14 protein-coding genes, 1 pseudogene, 1 riboswitch and 1 other annotated feature are annotated in these 16,869 nt (G+C 29.3%); of the genes and pseudogenes, 11 read left to right on the forward strand and 4 right to left on the reverse strand.

Annotated features, from left to right (window positions below):
• Positions 1 to 106: 106 nt before the first annotated feature.
• Together DW911_RS09195 and DW911_RS09200 are read right to left on the reverse strand one after the other, a co-directional pair.
• Positions 107 to 1,387, reverse strand: a complete 1,281-nt coding sequence (locus DW911_RS09195; RefSeq protein ID WP_118433776.1) for a glucose-6-phosphate isomerase — start codon at positions 1,385 to 1,387, stop codon at positions 107 to 109.
• The gene (locus DW911_RS09200) at positions 1,388 to 1,765 is read right to left on the reverse strand and encodes a CvfD/Ygs/GSP13 family RNA-binding post-transcriptional regulator (RefSeq protein ID WP_118433774.1); all 378 of its coding nucleotides are present in this window, start codon (positions 1,763 to 1,765) and stop codon (positions 1,388 to 1,390) included. It lies immediately after the preceding gene.
• Positions 1,766 to 1,962: 197 nt separating this feature from the next.
• Between DW911_RS09200 and DW911_RS09205 the strand changes: the two genes are divergently transcribed.
• The 3 genes from DW911_RS09205 to hpf all read left to right on the forward strand — a co-directional run bounded on the left by DW911_RS09205 (position 1,963) and on the right by hpf (position 4,457).
• Positions 1,963 to 2,208, forward strand: coding sequence for a NifU family protein (locus tag DW911_RS09205; protein WP_118433772.1), 246 nt, complete (start codon positions 1,963 to 1,965; stop codon positions 2,206 to 2,208).
• A gap of 288 nt (positions 2,209 to 2,496) precedes the next feature.
• A riboswitch (SAM riboswitch) is annotated at positions 2,497 to 2,594 on the forward strand.
• Between the two features lie 60 nt (positions 2,595 to 2,654).
• Complete coding sequence (gene metK / locus DW911_RS09210; RefSeq protein ID WP_118433770.1) at positions 2,655 to 3,800, forward strand: methionine adenosyltransferase; 1,146 nt, start codon at positions 2,655 to 2,657, stop codon at positions 3,798 to 3,800.
• A gap of 123 nt (positions 3,801 to 3,923) precedes the next feature.
• Positions 3,924 to 4,457 (forward strand): ribosome hibernation-promoting factor, HPF/YfiA family, encoded by a 534-nt coding sequence (hpf, locus tag DW911_RS09215; protein WP_118433768.1) that lies wholly within the window; start codon positions 3,924 to 3,926, stop codon positions 4,455 to 4,457.
• Between the two features lie 26 nt (positions 4,458 to 4,483).
• On the opposite strand, the gene DW911_RS09220 is transcribed toward hpf, so the two are convergent.
• The gene (locus tag DW911_RS09220) at positions 4,484 to 5,428 is read right to left on the reverse strand and encodes a TIGR01212 family radical SAM protein (protein ID WP_118433766.1); all 945 of its coding nucleotides are present in this window, start codon (positions 5,426 to 5,428) and stop codon (positions 4,484 to 4,486) included.
• 38 nt (positions 5,429 to 5,466) lie between these two features.
• Between DW911_RS09220 and DW911_RS09225 the strand changes: the two genes are divergently transcribed.
• Positions 5,467 to 7,215 (forward strand): ABC transporter ATP-binding protein, encoded by a 1,749-nt coding sequence (locus DW911_RS09225; RefSeq protein WP_158568237.1) that lies wholly within the window; start codon positions 5,467 to 5,469, stop codon positions 7,213 to 7,215.
• A gap of 1 nt (position 7,216) precedes the next feature.
• Positions 7,217 to 9,046 carry an ATP-binding cassette domain-containing protein gene (locus DW911_RS09230; RefSeq protein ID WP_118607733.1) on the forward strand — a complete coding sequence of 610 codons (1,830 nt, stop codon included), beginning with the start codon at positions 7,217 to 7,219 and terminating at the stop codon, positions 9,044 to 9,046.
• 1 nt (position 9,047) lies between these two features.
• On the opposite strand, the gene DW911_RS09235 is transcribed toward DW911_RS09230, so the two are convergent.
• Positions 9,048 to 9,905 carry a LysR family transcriptional regulator gene (locus DW911_RS09235; protein ID WP_158568235.1) on the reverse strand — a complete coding sequence of 286 codons (858 nt, stop codon included), beginning with the start codon at positions 9,903 to 9,905 and terminating at the stop codon, positions 9,048 to 9,050.
• Between the two features lie 124 nt (positions 9,906 to 10,029).
• Here DW911_RS09235 and DW911_RS09240 point away from each other — a divergent pair.
• From DW911_RS09240 to leuS, 6 genes and pseudogenes are all read left to right on the forward strand, one after another.
• A pseudogene (locus DW911_RS09240) lies at positions 10,030 to 11,457 on the forward strand (6-phospho-beta-glucosidase).
• A complete protein-coding gene (locus tag DW911_RS09245) occupies positions 11,457 to 11,867 on the forward strand; it encodes a cupin domain-containing protein (RefSeq protein ID WP_118433758.1) in 411 nt (136 codons plus the stop codon). Before DW911_RS09240 ends, DW911_RS09245 begins: the two are co-directional and overlap by 1 nt.
• Before the next feature lies 1 nt (position 11,868).
• Positions 11,869 to 12,414, forward strand: coding sequence for a flavodoxin family protein (locus tag DW911_RS09250; RefSeq protein WP_118433756.1), 546 nt, complete (start codon positions 11,869 to 11,871; stop codon positions 12,412 to 12,414).
• Between the two features lies 1 nt (position 12,415).
• Positions 12,416 to 12,787 carry a cyclophilin-like fold protein gene (locus DW911_RS09255; RefSeq protein WP_118433754.1) on the forward strand — a complete coding sequence of 124 codons (372 nt, stop codon included), beginning with the start codon at positions 12,416 to 12,418 and terminating at the stop codon, positions 12,785 to 12,787.
• A complete protein-coding gene (locus tag DW911_RS09260) occupies positions 12,762 to 13,943 on the forward strand; it encodes an MFS transporter (RefSeq protein WP_118433752.1) in 1,182 nt (393 codons plus the stop codon). Before DW911_RS09255 ends, DW911_RS09260 begins: the two co-directional genes overlap by 26 nt.
• 47 nt (positions 13,944 to 13,990) lie before the next feature.
• Positions 13,991 to 14,197: a binding site (T-box leader), on the forward strand.
• 35 nt (positions 14,198 to 14,232) lie between these two features.
• The gene (leuS, locus tag DW911_RS09265) at positions 14,233 to 16,629 is read left to right on the forward strand and encodes a leucine--tRNA ligase (protein ID WP_118607734.1); all 2,397 of its coding nucleotides are present in this window, start codon (positions 14,233 to 14,235) and stop codon (positions 16,627 to 16,629) included.
• Positions 16,630 to 16,869 lie beyond the last annotated feature (240 nt).

Here is a 16,869-nt window from a genome sequence, read left to right on the forward strand (position 1 = left end):
AACCTCCTTGACCAGTGCCCATTTATAATATCATCTCATTCTTTTGAAGTCAATAAAAAAATGGATGAAATTTTGAATATTTCATCCATTTATGTTTTTGTCCGTATTAATATCCTGGTTTACCAAGTAATTTGAACATATTCTTTTTATAAACTTCAACACCTGGTTGATTGAAAGGGTTCACTCCTAATAAGTATACAGACATAGCACATGACATTTCGAAGAAATAAACCATATAACCAAATCCATATGCATCCATTTTATCTAAAGTGATAAGAATATTAGGAACATTTCCAGTATTAACATGAGCATCAATAGTTCCTTCACATGCTTTTTTATTAACATAATCAACTGATTTACCAGCAAGATAATTTAAACCATCTAAATCATCTGGATCGCTTGGAATAACAATATCTCCGTTTGGTTCTTTAACTTGGAAAATTGTTTCATATAATACTTTTGATCCTTCTTGAATGAATTGTCCTAATGAATGTAAATCTGTAGAGAATACAGCACTATGAGGTAAAATACCTTTATTTTCTTTTCCTTCTGATTCCCCATATAATTGTTTCCACCATTCAGCTACATTATTTAATTGTAATTCATAAGTTACAAACATTTCAGCAGGATAACCAGCTTTGTTTAAAATTTGTCTTGCTACTCCATAACGATAAGCATCATTTGTTTCGATGTTTGCATCATTATATTTAACCATCGCATCTTTAGCACCTTTTAACATTTGGTCAATGTCGATTCCAGCCATGGCGATTGGGAATAATCCTACTGCTGTTAAAACAGAATAACGTCCACCAACATCATCAGGTACAACAAAAGTAACATATCCTTCATCAGTTGCTAATTTTTTAAGAGCACCTTTTTCTTTATCTGTTGTTGCAACGATTCTTTCACGTGCACCTTCTTTACCATATTTCTTTTCACACATTTCTTTAAAAATTCTAAAAGAAATAGAAGTTTCAGTAGTTGTTCCTGATTTAGAAATAACATTAATTGCAAAATCTTTGTCTTCAACATATTTTGCTACTTGTTTGATATAATTTGATGAAAAAGTATTTCCAACATAAATAATTTCAACTTTGTCATCTGAATATAGACCGTTGATTGCTTCAATTGCAGCACGTGCTCCTAAATAAGATCCTCCAATACCGCAAACTAATAATACATCTACTTTTTCTCTTAATTTAGCTGCAGTTTCTTTAATTAATTCAACTTCAGCTTTATCATGGTTTTCAGGTAATTCTACCCATCCTAAAAAGTCATTACCTGCACCAGTTTTGTTTTGAATCATATCATGAATTTCAGCAACTTTATCTTTGTATGATTCTAAATCTTCAGTTAGTTTTGCTTTTGATAAATCTAAGGTAATCATTTAATTTTCCTCCATTACACCTTGTTTAAGCCACTTGTCCATTGCTTGCTCTAAAGGCGAAAATCCTTTAGGCGTTTCTGTGATTAATTTGCGTGGATTTTTATAGTAGATACGTTTATCACGTCTACGATAACGATGATCAATTGCTTTTAAACTCAATTTAGCATGGTTTGTTGCATTATCAAAATCGATAATTTTCACTTTGACTGATTCCCCAACATGAACGTAACTATCAATATTTCTAACAAATTTATCAGATATCTCTGATATATGAATTAAACCAGTAGAATTATCTGGTAATAATGCAAATGCTCCATATGGTTGAATACCAGTTATTTTTACATCTATGATATCACCACATTTTATGTTTTTTGCCATTGACCTCACTCCTTGCGAGGTCATTATAACACAAAATATAGGCATATTAAATTGGTTAATGAAAAATATTTTCATTCAATTTATAATAGGAATAAGGCTAAAAAAATAATTTTAGGAGATAATAAAACAAAATAATTGTAAAAAGTTATAAATTGAATTAAAGTATAATAGTATAAAGAATTAAGGAGTAAGAAAAAATGGATAAAACTGTAGAAGAAATTAAGAAAGTCATTGAAAAATTAAGACCTTATCTTCAAAGAGATGGGGGAGATATTGAATATGTAGATTTCAAAGATGGAATTGTTTTTGTAAAAATGTTAGGTGCATGTGCAGGCTGTACTATGTTGGATGACACATTAAAAGATGGGGTGGAACAAATTTTAATGGAAGAAGTTCCAGGTGTTTTAGAAGTACAAAATGTAGCTCATAATGATTTATTATAATAAGGAATAAAATTGATACAATAATAAGATTAAATGTATTGATAATCATGCTATAATGTTAGTGGTTATTTCTCTTGCATTTAATCTTATTTTGTAATATTATGTTTTTGTTGAATTTTTGATATATTTTATAGCTTATAAGTAAAAGATATTTATAGGTGATGATTTATGGATGAAAGGAAACAAAATCAAATTAAGATAGCTCATATTTTACAAGACATTGGTTTAAATGATGAGCTTATTGAAAAAATAACAAGTTTAAAAAAAGAAGATTATCAATAAAAAAGACTCTTATTAAGAACCACGAGATGAAGATCGATGATGTGGTGGCAACCCTATTGTTTAGAAGGTGCCTTACTTAGCAAGTTTATCTTGAACAATAAGAGAAAGCTTCCTAACTGCTTTCTCTTTAGGAAGCTTTTTTATTTATAATGATGGAGGAAGAAATGAAAGAAAGAGTATTATTTACATCAGAATCAGTATCAGAAGGGCATCCAGATAAAGTATGTGATCAAATAAGTGATGCAATTCTAGATGAATGTTTAAAGCAAGATCCTCATTCACGCGTTGCCTGTGAATGTTTTGCTACAACAAATTTAATTGTCATTGGTGGAGAAATCACGACATCTGCTAAGGTTGATTATGAAAATGTAGCAAGGGATGTTTTAAAGAAAATAGGTTATGACAGTGAAGATAAAGGAATGGATTATCATACATGTCAAATTAATGTTGTTTTAGATACCCAATCAAGTGATATTGCTTTAGGAACAAATGAAGAAGTTGGGGGAGCAGGGGATCAAGGAATTATGTTTGGTTTTGCTTCTAAAGAAACAGAAGGATATATGCCTTTAGCTATTTCTATTGCTCATCACTTAGTACGCTATGCTACTGAAAAAAGACATTCTGGAGAATTCAAATGGGCACGTCCTGATATGAAAGCACAAGTAACTATTGATTATACAAATCCACAACCACGTATTGATACAATTCTTATGTCAATTCAACATGACCCGGATTTTGATGAAGTTGCATTTAAAAAATATATTAAAGAAGAAATTATGGATGCTGTTGTAGAAAAATATTACTTAAATACAGATTATAAGGTACTTATTAATCCAACAGGTCGTTTTGTCATTGGTGGACCTCATGGTGATACAGGATTAACAGGAAGAAAGATTATTGTTGATACATATGGAGGATATGCACGCCATGGTGGAGGTGCTTTCTCTGGTAAAGATCCATCAAAAGTAGACCGTTCAGCAGCTTATATGGCAAGATATATTGCTAAAAATATTGTTGCTGCAGGAATGTGTGATAAAATTGAAATTCAATTATCTTATGCTATTGGTGTAAAAGAACCAACTTCTGTTTTCATTGATACATTTGAAACAGAAAAAGTAAGTCATGCTGTTATTCTATCAGCTATTAAAAATGAATTTGATTTAACACCTGGAGGTATTATTAATACTTTAAATTTAAAGGCACCTATTTATAGTAATACGGCAACATATGGACACTTTGGACGAGGTGATTTAAATTTACCTTGGGAAAAATTAGATAAGGTAGAAATATTAAAAAAATATTTAGGATAAAAAAACTTGGTTATTTCAAGTTTTTTTTCTTTTAACGCTTATTCGAAGTAAAAATTAAGGGTTTACAGTATGATTTTAGATAGATTTATTGTATAATATACTTATAGAAAAGGAGGAATTCTTATGAAAATTTCAGTAAGAGGAAAAAACGTAGAAATCACTGAAGCAATTGAAAAGAGGGTGGCAGATAAGTTATCTAAATTAGATAAATACTTCATTGTAAGTGATAACGTTGAAGCAAAAGTATTAGTCAGAACTTATCCTTATGGACAAAAAATTGAAGTTACAATTCCTACTGAGTACGTACTTTTAAGAGCAGAGGTTGTTGATGAAGATTTATATAATGCAATCGATGCTGTAATTGACAAATTAGAAGGGCAAATTAGAAAATACAAGACAAGATTAAATAGAAAATCAAAAGATAATAAACTTGCATTTAATATGGCTTCTATTGAACCACTAGAAGAAGAGGAAGAAGATGTTTTAGTTAAAACGAAAACAATCAATCCAAAACCAATGGATATGGAAGAAGCTATTATGCAAATGGAATTAATTGGTCACTCATTCTTCGTATATCGTGATACAGAATCGAATTCTATTAGTATTGTATATCGTCGTCGTGATGGTGACTATGGTTTAATTGAAACAGAAGAATAACATAATAAAAATCACTAATCGTCAGATTAGTGATTTTTTACATATAAATCCCCTTGATAACAATCTAATTCTTTCATCTTTTTATCAATATCATTTAAGATAGTTACTTTTTTTATAGACCACATTGGAGCGATAAGATCATCCAATTTGCCATCACCAGTCAATCTTTCAATGATAATGTCTTCTCTTATATATCGAAGTTGTTCAACTACTAAATCTATGTATTCTTCTCTGGATAATATTTTGAATTTATTTTCTTTATAAATAGAAGCAAGCTTTGTGTTTTCTACAATATATAGCATATGTATTTTTAATGCTTGAATATCAAGTTGTCCAACAACCTTTGCGGTTTCAAGCATCATTTCTTTTGTTTCATAAGGAAGACCATTAATAATATGAACACATACTTCTAAATTATAATGTCTTAAAAGTTGAAGTCCATCTAAAAATTCTTGATAAGTATGTTGTCGGTTGATGAATTGACCAGTTTGGTCATGAATTGTTTGTAAGCCAAGCTCAATATAAATATCTTTATACTTTTTTAAAGAAGCAAGATATTCAACAATATCTTTAGATAGGCAATCTGGTCTTGTTGCAATTGCAATTTCTTTAACATTTTCCATGTCTAAAAAAGGCTCAATAGCCTTTTTTATTTTATCTAAAGGACCATACGTATTGGTGTTTGCTTGAAAATAAGCAATAAACTCACATCCCGGCCATTTTTGTGACATCATAGATGAAACATCATTAAATTGTGTTAATAAGTCATCTTGAATATGACCGGCATAATCTCCTGATCCACTGCTACTACAAAAGATGCAACCCCCGTATCCTTTAGAACCATCTCTGTTAGGACATGTAAAACCTGCATTTAAAGATACCTTGGCAATCTTTTTATGATAACGAGATTTTAAAAAATAATTGTATGTATAATATCTTTTATTATCATTACTATATTTAAATTTATTCATTTTATCACCAAGCATATTATAACATGAGGAGGGATGATATGGTGTTAGAAATAAAACATTTAACAAAGAAATTTGATGAGCAGTTTTTATTTGAAGATTTGACTATTAAGTTTCCAGAGACAGGGTTAATTGGGATTGTTGGAGAAAGTGGTTGTGGTAAATCTTCTTTGCTCAATATTTTAAGTGGTTTAGATCAAAAATATTTAGGAGATATATTTATTGATGGAAAAAATTTAAAAGAATTTGATGATTTAGGTCAATATCGTAAAGATTATATTTCTTTTGTTTATCAAAATTATCGATTATTTGAATATATGGATGTTTATCATAATTGTTTGGTTTATTGTTGGATAAAGGGGATTGATTATAATGAAAAAGAAGTTGAAAAGTTATTAACTTACTTTGAATTAAATGATGTCAAATATAAGAATGTACGAGATTTATCAGGTGGACAAAAACAACGTATAGCTTTTATTCGAGCTATTTTATGCCATTCTCCTATCATTTTTTTAGATGAGCCTACCGCATCATTAAACAAAGAAAATAAAATTCTTATTTTTCAATTTTTAAAAAAATATAGTCAGCGACATTTAATTGTTATGGTAAGCCATGATCAAAATTTATTATATCGTTATACTGATAAAATTATTGATTTTAATCACCTTCAATCACAATACATCTTTTTCAAACAAAAATATGGCTTTTATTATCCAAATACTAAAAATATCAAGTCGATGTTATATTATTTAATACAATTTTTAAAATATCAAAAGAAAAAGATTTTAATGATTCTATTATCACAAATTTTTATGATTGTTGCGATTACTTATATGATAACAGGATTACATGGAATGCAATTATACTATCGAAATCAGTATCTAGAAACAGTTAATCATAATCTTGTTATTATTACAAAAGAAGATCATGAAAAAATTTCTCAACAAGAAAGAAAAAAGTATCATTTTTTATCTTTATTATCATTAGAAGCAGGAAATATTGACAAATTACCGTCATTTCAAAGTGAACCGATACAAAATTTAAAAAGAAACCAAATCATTATCAATCGTTTTGCAGCTAAAAAAGGTTTCAAAAAAGGCTCTCAACTCATTTATTGCTATAACAACAAGAAATATCAATGGATTGTAAAGGATATTATTGATGACCATTTGAAAACACCAATGATTTATTATACCCCAATGCATATGCCAGCTTTGTTAAAAAAACAGTTACTTAATGATTATCAATGTTATTTTTATCCTCAACAAAGTGTTAAAAAGTATATTCAGAAATTACCACAACATTATCAAGGAATTTGTCTGGCTTTAGAAGAATATAAAAGTTATCAGGAAATGTTAAAGTTATTTCGATTTGTAGCAAGAATATTTATCACAATCAGTATCATAATTTCAATCATTTTGATTTTATTCATTGTATTAACCATTTTATTTGAACAACAAAAAGAATATGCCATGCTTTTAGCCAATGGTTTAACAACACGAGAAATGTACCAATTATTATTTAAAGAAATAAGTGGGCTGATAATCATAAATGGTATTTTTAGTAGTACCATGATGGTACTTGCTTATAATATTGGACAAATATTCAAATTTTCATCTCGTATTTTTAACATCAATCAATTATTTGTCTTACCAACATTATTTTACAATCAATATGATTTATACATTCTTTGCTTTATTACATATATATTTATAGGATTTGTTGTCTATTTGCTTGGAATTATACAATTAAAAAGAATAGATGTTGTTCAACTGTTAAAGGAGGAATAAAATGCTTGAAATTAGACATTTATATAAAGAATATGATGATATCATTATAGATGATTTAAACTATACTTTTTCTAGTAAAGGGATGTATGTTATTTTAGGTGAAAGTGGTTGTGGAAAGTCTACATTGTTACATATATTAGGAGGATTGGATGATAAGTATCAAGGAGAAGTTTTAATAAATCATCAAGATATACAAAAATGCAAACATTATCGAAGAAAATATATCAGTTTTTTATTTCAAAATTATAATTTGATTGAAAATATGACAGTTAAAGATAATTATCAAATTGTTAGATATTTAAAAAAATGTCTTTCTTTAAAAAAAGAAAAACACCTTATAGATGATTTAGGACTAAATGATTTAAAGAAAAGATATCTCTCTAAAGTATCTGGAGGACAAAAACAACGGATTGCGCTGGCAAGATCCATGTTAAGTCAAAGTCCTATTATTTTATGTGATGAACCAACAGGATCTTTAGATTTAAATAACAGTAAAATGATTTTTAAAATGTTATACGACTTATCTAAACAAGCATTGGTTATCGTTATTACTCATGATCAATATTTAGCCTATCAGTATCATGATGTTTTATTAAAGTTAGAACATGGAAAATTCAAAACATTAGATAAAAAAGAATTACATTTATATCAATTGACTCATGAAAAACTAAGAAAAAAGAGTTATATTCACTTGATTTATCAATATTTCAAGTCATCATTTCGTTTAAATACCATGATGACTTTTTTAGTTTCGTTATCTTTGATTTGTATATTAGCAACCTTTACTTTAAGTTCTAGTACCCGCATGCAATTAAAAAAACAAATTAATCAACTTATTCCAACGACTCAAATCAAAGTTACCAAAAAGAATAATGATTTTTTTTCGATAGATGATTTAAAAAAATTACAAACACATACCATAACGCAACGCTATCTAGAAAACAGTCAAGTAGAAATGCTAGGTGTTTCTATGTTATCTCAATATCAAGAACAAAAAACAATCTACATCGGGGATTGCACACAAAAAATAACGTCCAATATGCTAAAAAAAGGACGATTATATCGTAATAATAAGGAAATTGTTTTAAGCCAGTCAACATACCAGCATTTAAAGCGTCTTGCTCATCAAAACTTATTAAATAAAGAAATCTATATACATTATCAATATTATAATCAAATAAAAAGTATAAAAGTTAAAATAGTAGGTGTGAGTCAAGAAAATACATTACTTGATACTCTTTATTTTAAAGAAATGGCTAATATGGATCATATTAATGAATTATTTCAGTTGAAGAGGGGAAATATTGCTTTAGTATTTATTAATCAAGATAAAGATATTCATCAATTAGTAAAAGAATATAATGAGTTAAATTTTAAAAAAACTAATCAGCAAATAACCCGTACAATTGATCAACAAATAAATAAATTAGAGCTTATTTTATTATGCTTTAGTTTGTTGGCTATTGTTTCTTGCTGTTTTTTAATTGGTGAGATTTTATATCTTATTGTCATCAAAAAGGAACATTATTTTTCTATTTTACGTAGTTTGGGAGCCTCATTGCTACAAGTTATGCTATTAGTCTATTTTCAAGGCTTGATTATTATGAATGTAGCTTTTATAAATGCTTATTTATTTTTACAAATAACAAGTGAAAGTTTAAATGAAATGATTAGTCATTCTTTAGGACAATCATTACACTTACTTGTATTAGATAAGAAAAGTCTGATTATTGTATATGCTGTAGCATTTTTATTAACTTTTATAAGTAGTACCATTCCAGCGCTCAAAATTAAAAAGATGAATATTATTGATGGGTTAAAAGGAAAATAGTTTAATTTATATATTTCATTAAATAATCAATAAAAATCTTTTGAACAGGTTTTAGAATAGCTTGTCTTTTCCATATAATGTGCCATTTCAATTTTTCACTATTTTGTAGTGGAATTGTTGTGAGTTCTGGATGATAATTTAAATGTTTTAAGACTAAAGCATATCCCATTTTTTGTTTTACCATTAAAGATGCATTAAAAGATAAATTATAAGTAGAAACAATTTGTGAATCTTGAATATAGTGGGGTAAATAATGATCTTTTAAAGCTTGCTTAGAAACGATAAGAGGAAGATCTTTTAAATCATCTTCTTTAATCATATCTTTTAAAGCAAGAGAATCATCATATCTAGTAAGAATACAAAACTGGTCATAAGATGGCAAGGTATGATAATGATACTTTGCCTTATCAACATTATCAATGATAATACTAAAATCTACGAGACCTTGGTCAAGGAGGTCTTGTAAATCATCTTTCGTACCACTAATAATATGAAATTGAATATGAGGGTATTGCTTTTGAAGTTCTCTAATACATTTGAAAATAGGTTCTATACATATTGTTTCACCACTACCTATCACGATTTCGCCACTTAAGTTTTGATCATTCATTGTCATTTCTTTTAAGGTTTTGTCAGCAAGTTCAACTAATTCTTCGGCTCTTTTTTTTAAAAGATAACCATCATCAGTAAGTGTGATTTGTCGATTTCCTCTAATGAATAGTTGCTTACCCAATTCATCTTCTAATTCTTTTATTTGTCTTGATAAAGTAGGTTGGGTTAAGTGCAGTTTATTGGCAGCATGAGTGATACTTTGTTCCTCGATAACTGTTAAAAAATAACGCAAGACTCTTAATTCCATATTCATCACCTCAACATGAGTTTATCATATTTTATATATAGATAAAAGGCATGGGAACACATTTAATATAAGTATTTGTTATTTTAAACATAATGATTAAAATAACAGTTGAGGAGGGATAGATATGACGATATCAAAAGATTTTTTATGGGGTGGTGCTGTAGCCACTCATCAAATTGAAGGTGGTTAGAATGAAGGTGGTAAAGGAATAAGTATTGCTGATGTGATGACTGCTGGAAAACATGGCGTAGAAAGAAAAATTACGGATGGTATTTTAGATGGAGAAAATTATCCTAATCATGAAGCAATCGATTTTTATCATCATTATAAAGAGGATGTAGTTATGTTTAAGGAACTTGGTTTAAAGTGTTTTAGAACATCAATTGCGTGGACTCGTATTTTTCCTTTAGGGGATGAATTAGAACCTAATGAAGCTGGGTTACAGTTTTATGATGATCTATTTGATGAATTACTAAAGAATGGAATAGAACCAGTTATTACATTAAGTCATTTTGAAATGCCTTATCATTTAGTAAAAAAATATGGTGGTTGGCGTAATCGTAAGTTAATTACATTTTTTAAAAATTACGCAACAGTATGCTTCAAAAGATATAAAGATAAAGTGAAATATTGGATGACGTTTAATGAAATTAATAATCAAGTTCATTATCAAAGAGATTTTTCTGTTTTTACAAATTCAGGAATTATTTTTAAAGAAGGAGAAAATCGTGAAGAAATTGCAATTCAAGCTACGCATTATGAACTTGTTGCATCAGCTTTAGTGGTACAAATAGGGCATCAAATTAACCCTGAATTTCAAATTGGATGCATGTTAGGCGTTGTTCCTGTTTATCCTTATAGTTGCAATCCTGAAGATATGCTGTCAGCTACTAAAACTATGCAGATTAGAAATGGATGGTATTTAGACGTTCATTGCCGAGGTCAATATCCTAGATATATGGAAAAGTATATTGAAAGAAAAGGATTTGTTTTAGATAGAACAGACGAAGATTTTAAAATCCTACAACAAGGAACCGTAGATTATATTGGTTTTAGCTATTACTTTACATTTGTTAATAAGGCCCATCATAATGCACCTAACTTTGATTACAATGAACATACAGACAAAGTGAAAAATGAATATGTTCAAGCAAGTGATTGGGGATGGCAAATTGATCCGTTGGGGTTACGTTATGATCTAAATTGGCTTTATGATCATTATCAACTTCCTTTATTTATTGTTGAAAATGGCTTGGGTGCGGTTGATGAGATAAGTAATCAACAAATTCAAGATGATTATCGTATCGAATATTTAAAAGCACATATTCAAGCAATGAAAGACGCTATTGAAATTGATGGGGTTGAAGTAATGGGTTATACCCCTTGGGGAATTATTGATCTTGTTTCAGCAGGAACAGGAGAAATGAAAAAACGTTATGGTTTGATTTATGTAGATAAAGATAATAACGGAAATGGAACTTTAAAGAGAATGAAAAAGAAATCATTTGATTGGTATAAGCAAGTGATCGAAAGTCAAGGAGAGATATTATAATGAAAAGAAATTTAGGTTATGCAGAAATATTAGGTATTGGAGATGAAAATGTAAAATATAATAAATATTTTACAGGAACAAGTTATTTACAAAGATTAACAACAGAAGGATTACATATATCACAAGTCACATTTGAATCAGGTTGTCGTAATTTTTGGCATATTCACCATAAAGGTGGACAAATCTTAATTGTAACCGGTGGTCATGGTTGGTATCAAGAAGAAGGAAAAGAAGCGATTGCTTTAAAAGAGGGGGATGTTGTGAATATTCCTCCAGAAATCAAACATTGGCATGGAGCAAGCAAAGATAGCTGGTTTTCACATATCTGTTTAGGTGTTCCAGCAAAAGATAGTTCAAATGAATGGTGTGAACCGGTAAGTGATGAAGACTATATGAAAGTTGGATGTTAAAGTGAAAAATATATTAGTTATTGTTGGTAGTGGTATGAAAAATGGAAATACCTATCATTTGGCTAAAAGCTTCGCAGATGGAGCAAAAGAAAAAGGTAACGAAGTGCATCTTGTATTATTAGGAAATAAAAATATACATGGTTGTATTAATTGTCAACAATGTCAAAGAGATCATCATTGTCATATTCAAGATGATATGCAAAATTTATACTCTTTATTTTTAAAATGCGATGTTTTAGTTTTTGCTTCACCTCTTTATTTTTGGTCCCTTTCTTCAATGGTTAAAGCATTTATCGATCGCCTATATGCTATTTCAACCCGTGACGAATATCCATTTAAAGAAACAGTATTATTAATGACTTGTGGTAGTAAAAGTAGTTATGCTTTTGATCAACCTTTAGCATTCTATCATTTTTTAAACAAGCAACTTAAGTGGAAAAGTTTAGGAGTAGTTTTAGCTGGAGGATGCAAAGGAAAAGTTGGCGAAAAACATCTTGATCAAGAAAAGTATAATGAAGCATATCGATTAGGAAATAGGATGGGATAAAATGAACGAATATATACAAATTAAAAATCAAGATAAAATAGTTATTTATAAGTTGAATCATAGTCAAGCAGCACGAGATTTAATAGCTCTCTTGCCACTTAATCAAGAAGTAGAAAACTATGCTCATAATGAAAAAATAACTTATCTGCCAAAAAAAATTAAAACTCAAAAGACACCACTAGCAAGTGGTGGGATAACAACATTAGCCTATTTTGAACCATGGCATAATCTGGTTTTTTATTATGATGATTTTGGACCTTATCCTGGCTTATATGAATTAGGTCAATTAGTAAAAGGACAGGAAAACATTAAAAAACTATCAGGAATGATAGAAATAAGTGAATATCATGAAGAAACTTCAATTGAAATTTAATTTATTATACGCTTTGAATACTGTTTTCTATTATGCTGGATATTGTATTGTTGTTGGCTATATTTCGGTTTATCTTTTAAGTCAAGGACTTTCCAATACAATGATTGGCATTGTTCTAGCAATGAGCCAAGTTTTATCTGTTTTATTACAACCGATATTGATAGATTATATAGAAAAGTATCAAAATGCAAAAGTAAAGAAAACGCTATTGTATTTAACGGGAACTGTTCTTATTTTTTCAATCATATTATTTTTATTTAATCAATATGCTATTGTTTTGATAGGGTGTGTTATTTTTGTGTTAGCAATAGTCATGGCTATGATGTCTTTAATGAATTCTTTGGCTTTTGAATATCAAGAAATTCATATTATTTATGGTGTCGCTAGAGGTTTAGGCTCACTTTCTTATGCACTAACATCATTAATGATAGGTTACTTGTTGAGTGTATATGATGTTTCTTTGTTACCTTTGTTATATGTTATTGATTTTGCTTTTTTAATGCTTATTTTAAAAAAATATCATTATACTGAGACAGTTCAAGAGTATCATCATAATCATCATCTAAAAGAATCAACAATCACTTTTTTAAAGAAATATAAGTTTTTTACTTGCTTTTTAGTGGGAATTATTTTGATTTTCTTTAATCATACTTTTATTAATCATTATTTAATTCAAATTATAAAAAACTTAGGTGGTGGGGCGTCACATATGTCAAAAGCAATATTTATTGCTTCAGTAGTAGAACTACCGATGATGTTTTTGTTTAATAAAATTAATAAAGTGATTAAAACGAATACATTAATGAAAATCTCTGTAAGCATGTTCTTCGTTAAACATTTACTTACATTTTTAGCCTCTAATATAGCAATCATTTATGTGGCTCAATGTGTACAAATTTTTGCGTATGCTTTATTTATTCCAGCATCGGTCTATTATGTACGAGATAATATCCAAAGTGAAGATCAATTAAAGGGACAAGCCCTAATAACAATGGCGATGACATTGGCTGGTATTTTTGCGGATTTGTGTGGTGGGATTCTCCTCGATGTGTTATCTGTAAAAACGGTATTGTTGATAGCAAGTTTAATTTCTTTAATTGGCTTAAGTATTGTTTTTGTAAGTGATAAGATAAAAAAGTTGGATTTGAATATATAAAAATCATATTGCATATTCATTAGGTTATGATATAATAAAAAAGATTTAGAAAATCTGTGATTAGGAGTATTAGCAAAGACATGATATTTAGAGAGTCAGTGGTTGGTGGAAACTGATTATGATGCTTGTGAACTCGCCTAGGAGATGCATTTATGAAATAGAAGTAGTAAATGACGTTAACTGCGTTAAAGTTTTGAGGTGCATGATAGTATATCATGAACTAAGGTGGTAACGCGATTAAAGTCGTCCTTAGATGGACGGCTTTTTATATTTTAAGGAGGAATAAAAGATGCCGTTTGATCACAAAAAAATAGAGCCTAAGTGGCAAAAATATTGGGATGAACATAAAATATTTAAAACTGACTGTTATGATGATAGTAAACCCAAATATTATTGTATGGATATGTTCCCATATCCTTCAGGAAATGGTTTACATGTAGGACATCCAGAAGGATATACTGCAACAGATATTGTATCAAGAATGAAAAGAATGCAAGGATATAATGTATTACATCCAATGGGATTTGATTCATTTGGATTACCAGCAGAACAATTTGCTATTCAAACAGGACACCATCCTGCTGAATTTACAAAGAAAAATATTGATGTATTTAGAAAACAAATCAAATCATTAGGTTTTTCTTATGATTGGGATCGTGAAATTGCAACAAGTGATCCAGAATACTATAAATGGACACAATGGATTTTTACCAAATTATATGATCAAGGATTAGCCTATATTGATGAAATTCCAGTTAACTGGTGTCCTGAATTAAAAGCTGTTTTAGCGAATGAAGAAGTTATTGATGGTAAAAGTGAACGTGGGGGATATCCGGTTATTCGTAAACCAATGAGACAATGGGTATTAAGAATTACTGAATATGCTGAAAGATTATTAGCTGATTTAGATGATTTAGATTGGCCAGAAGCAACAAAACAAATGCAACGTAATTGGATTGGAAAATCAATTGGTGCCAATGTTGATTTTAAAATTGATGGTACAAATAAAGTATTTACTGTCTTTACAACAAGATGTGATACATTATTTGGAGCAACATATTGCGTTATGGCTCCAGAACATCCTTATGTTGAAGAAATTACAACAGCAAGTCAAAAAGAACCAGTAGAAGCTTATAAAAAAGCATGTGCAAGTAAATCGGATCTTGAAAGAACAGAATTGAATAAAGATAAAACAGGAGTCTTTACAGGAGCTTATGCAATTAATCCTGTTAATGATAAAAAAATTCCAATTTGGATTTCAGATTATGTACTTGCAAGCTATGGAACAGGAGCAATTATGGCGGTACCTGCACATGATGATCGTGACTGGGAATTTGCTAAGAAATTTGGTATTGATATTATTCCGGTACTAGAAGGTGGTAATGTTGAAGAAGCTGCTTATACTGAAGATGGCGTTCATATCAATTCAGAATGGCTAAATGGATTAGGAAAACAAGAAGCTATTGATAAAATGGTTGCTTGGTTAGAAGAAAATCACTGTGGTCAAAAGAAAATTTCTTATAAATTAAGAGACTGGTTATTCTCTAGACAACGTTATTGGGGTGAGCCAATTCCTATTGTACATATGGAAGATGGTTCAATGAGAACAGTTCCTCTTGATGAACTACCATTAGAATTACCAGCAACAAAGAATTTCCAACCTCATGCTAGTGGAGAATCACCATTAGCTAACTGTGAAGATTGGTTAGAAGTAGAAATCGATGGACAAAAGGGTCGCCGTGAAACAAATACCATGCCTCAATGGGCTGGATCTTGTTGGTATTATATTCGTTATATTGATCCACATAATAGTGAACAAATTTGTGATCCAAAACTATTAGAAAAATGGTTACCTGTTGATTTATATGTAGGTGGAGCAGAACATGCAGTTTTACATTTACTTTATTCTCGTTTCTGGCATAAAGTTTTATATGACTGTGGTGTTGTAAAATGTAAAGAACCTTGGCAACGTTTAGTACATCAAGGAATGATTCTTGGTGATAATAATGAAAAAATGTCAAAATCAAGAGGAAATGTCGTTAATCCAGATGATATTGTAGCTAGTCATGGAGCCGATTCACTTCGTTTATATGAAATGTTTATGGGACCACTTGAAGCCTCTCTTCCTTGGTCTACAAATGGATTAGATGGTTCACGTAAATGGTTAGATCGTGTTTATCGTTTATTTATTGAACAAGATAAATTAAGTGATGAAAATGATCATCACTTAGATCGTGTATATCATCAAACAGTAAAGAAAGTAACTGAAGATTTTGAAAAATTAGGTTTCAATACTGCTATTTCACAAATGATGATTTTCATTAATGAATGTTATAAAGCACCGACTGTTTATAAAGAATATGCATATAACTTTATTAAAATGCTTTCTTGTATTGCTCCACATATTTGTGAAGAAATGTGGCAATTATTAGGACATGATCAATCAATTGCTTATGAAGCATGGCCTACTTATGATGAAAAAATGTTAGTAAGCGATACTGTACAAATGGGTATTCAAGTTAATGGGAAATTAAGAGCTAAAATTGAAGTGGCTAAGGATGCTGATGATGAAACAGTTAAAGAATTAGCGTTTGCTCAAGAAAATGTACAAGCACATACTCAAGATAAAAATATTGTCAAAGTTATAGTAGTAAAAAATAAAATTGTAAACATTGTTGTTAAATAGAATGCAAAGTAGTCATACCAGTAAAATATCTTTTATTGGTTGACTACTTTTTTATATAGCTAGAGTGATATATACGCAATTTATTATAGATGGTTTATGGTACAGTAATGAGGATTTTGAACTAGATGTTTGATAGATTTTATAACTTGTTTCTTGTTATATAAAAAATAATGTGGTTTATTGCTTACTTTTTTGGCTATTTGTCTAGGCATACTAGATTATCAAGTTTTAATGTGTTAT

The organism is Erysipelatoclostridium sp. AM42-17, assembly GCF_003480255.1.
Taxonomy (GTDB): Bacteria; Bacillota_I; Bacilli_A; order Erysipelotrichales; family Coprobacillaceae; genus Faecalibacillus.

Coding starts and splice junctions, on each gene's coding strand:
- leuS (WP_118607734.1), top strand. CDS start 14,233: ATGCCGTTTGATCACAAAAAAATAGAGCCTAAGTGGCAAAAATATTGG.
- DW911_RS09255 (WP_118433754.1), top strand. CDS start 12,416: ATGAACGAATATATACAAATTAAAAATCAAGATAAAATAGTTATTTAT.
- DW911_RS09260 (WP_118433752.1), top strand. CDS start 12,762: ATGAAGAAACTTCAATTGAAATTTAATTTATTATACGCTTTGAATACT.
- hpf (WP_118433768.1), top strand. CDS start 3,924: ATGAAAATTTCAGTAAGAGGAAAAAACGTAGAAATCACTGAAGCAATT.
- DW911_RS09245 (WP_118433758.1), top strand. CDS start 11,457: ATGAAAAGAAATTTAGGTTATGCAGAAATATTAGGTATTGGAGATGAA.
- DW911_RS09225 (WP_158568237.1), top strand. CDS start 5,467: ATGGTGTTAGAAATAAAACATTTAACAAAGAAATTTGATGAGCAGTTT.
- metK (WP_118433770.1), top strand. CDS start 2,655: ATGAAAGAAAGAGTATTATTTACATCAGAATCAGTATCAGAAGGGCAT.
- DW911_RS09205 (WP_118433772.1), top strand. CDS start 1,963: ATGGATAAAACTGTAGAAGAAATTAAGAAAGTCATTGAAAAATTAAGA.
- DW911_RS09230 (WP_118607733.1), top strand. CDS start 7,217: ATGCTTGAAATTAGACATTTATATAAAGAATATGATGATATCATTATA.
- DW911_RS09195 (WP_118433776.1), bottom strand. CDS start 1,387: ATGATTACCTTAGATTTATCAAAAGCAAAACTAACTGAAGATTTAGAA.
- DW911_RS09220 (WP_118433766.1), bottom strand. CDS start 5,428: ATGAATAAATTTAAATATAGTAATGATAATAAAAGATATTATACATAC.
- DW911_RS09235 (WP_158568235.1), bottom strand. CDS start 9,905: ATGGAATTAAGAGTCTTGCGTTATTTTTTAACAGTTATCGAGGAACAA.
- DW911_RS09200 (WP_118433774.1), bottom strand. CDS start 1,765: ATGGCAAAAAACATAAAATGTGGTGATATCATAGATGTAAAAATAACT.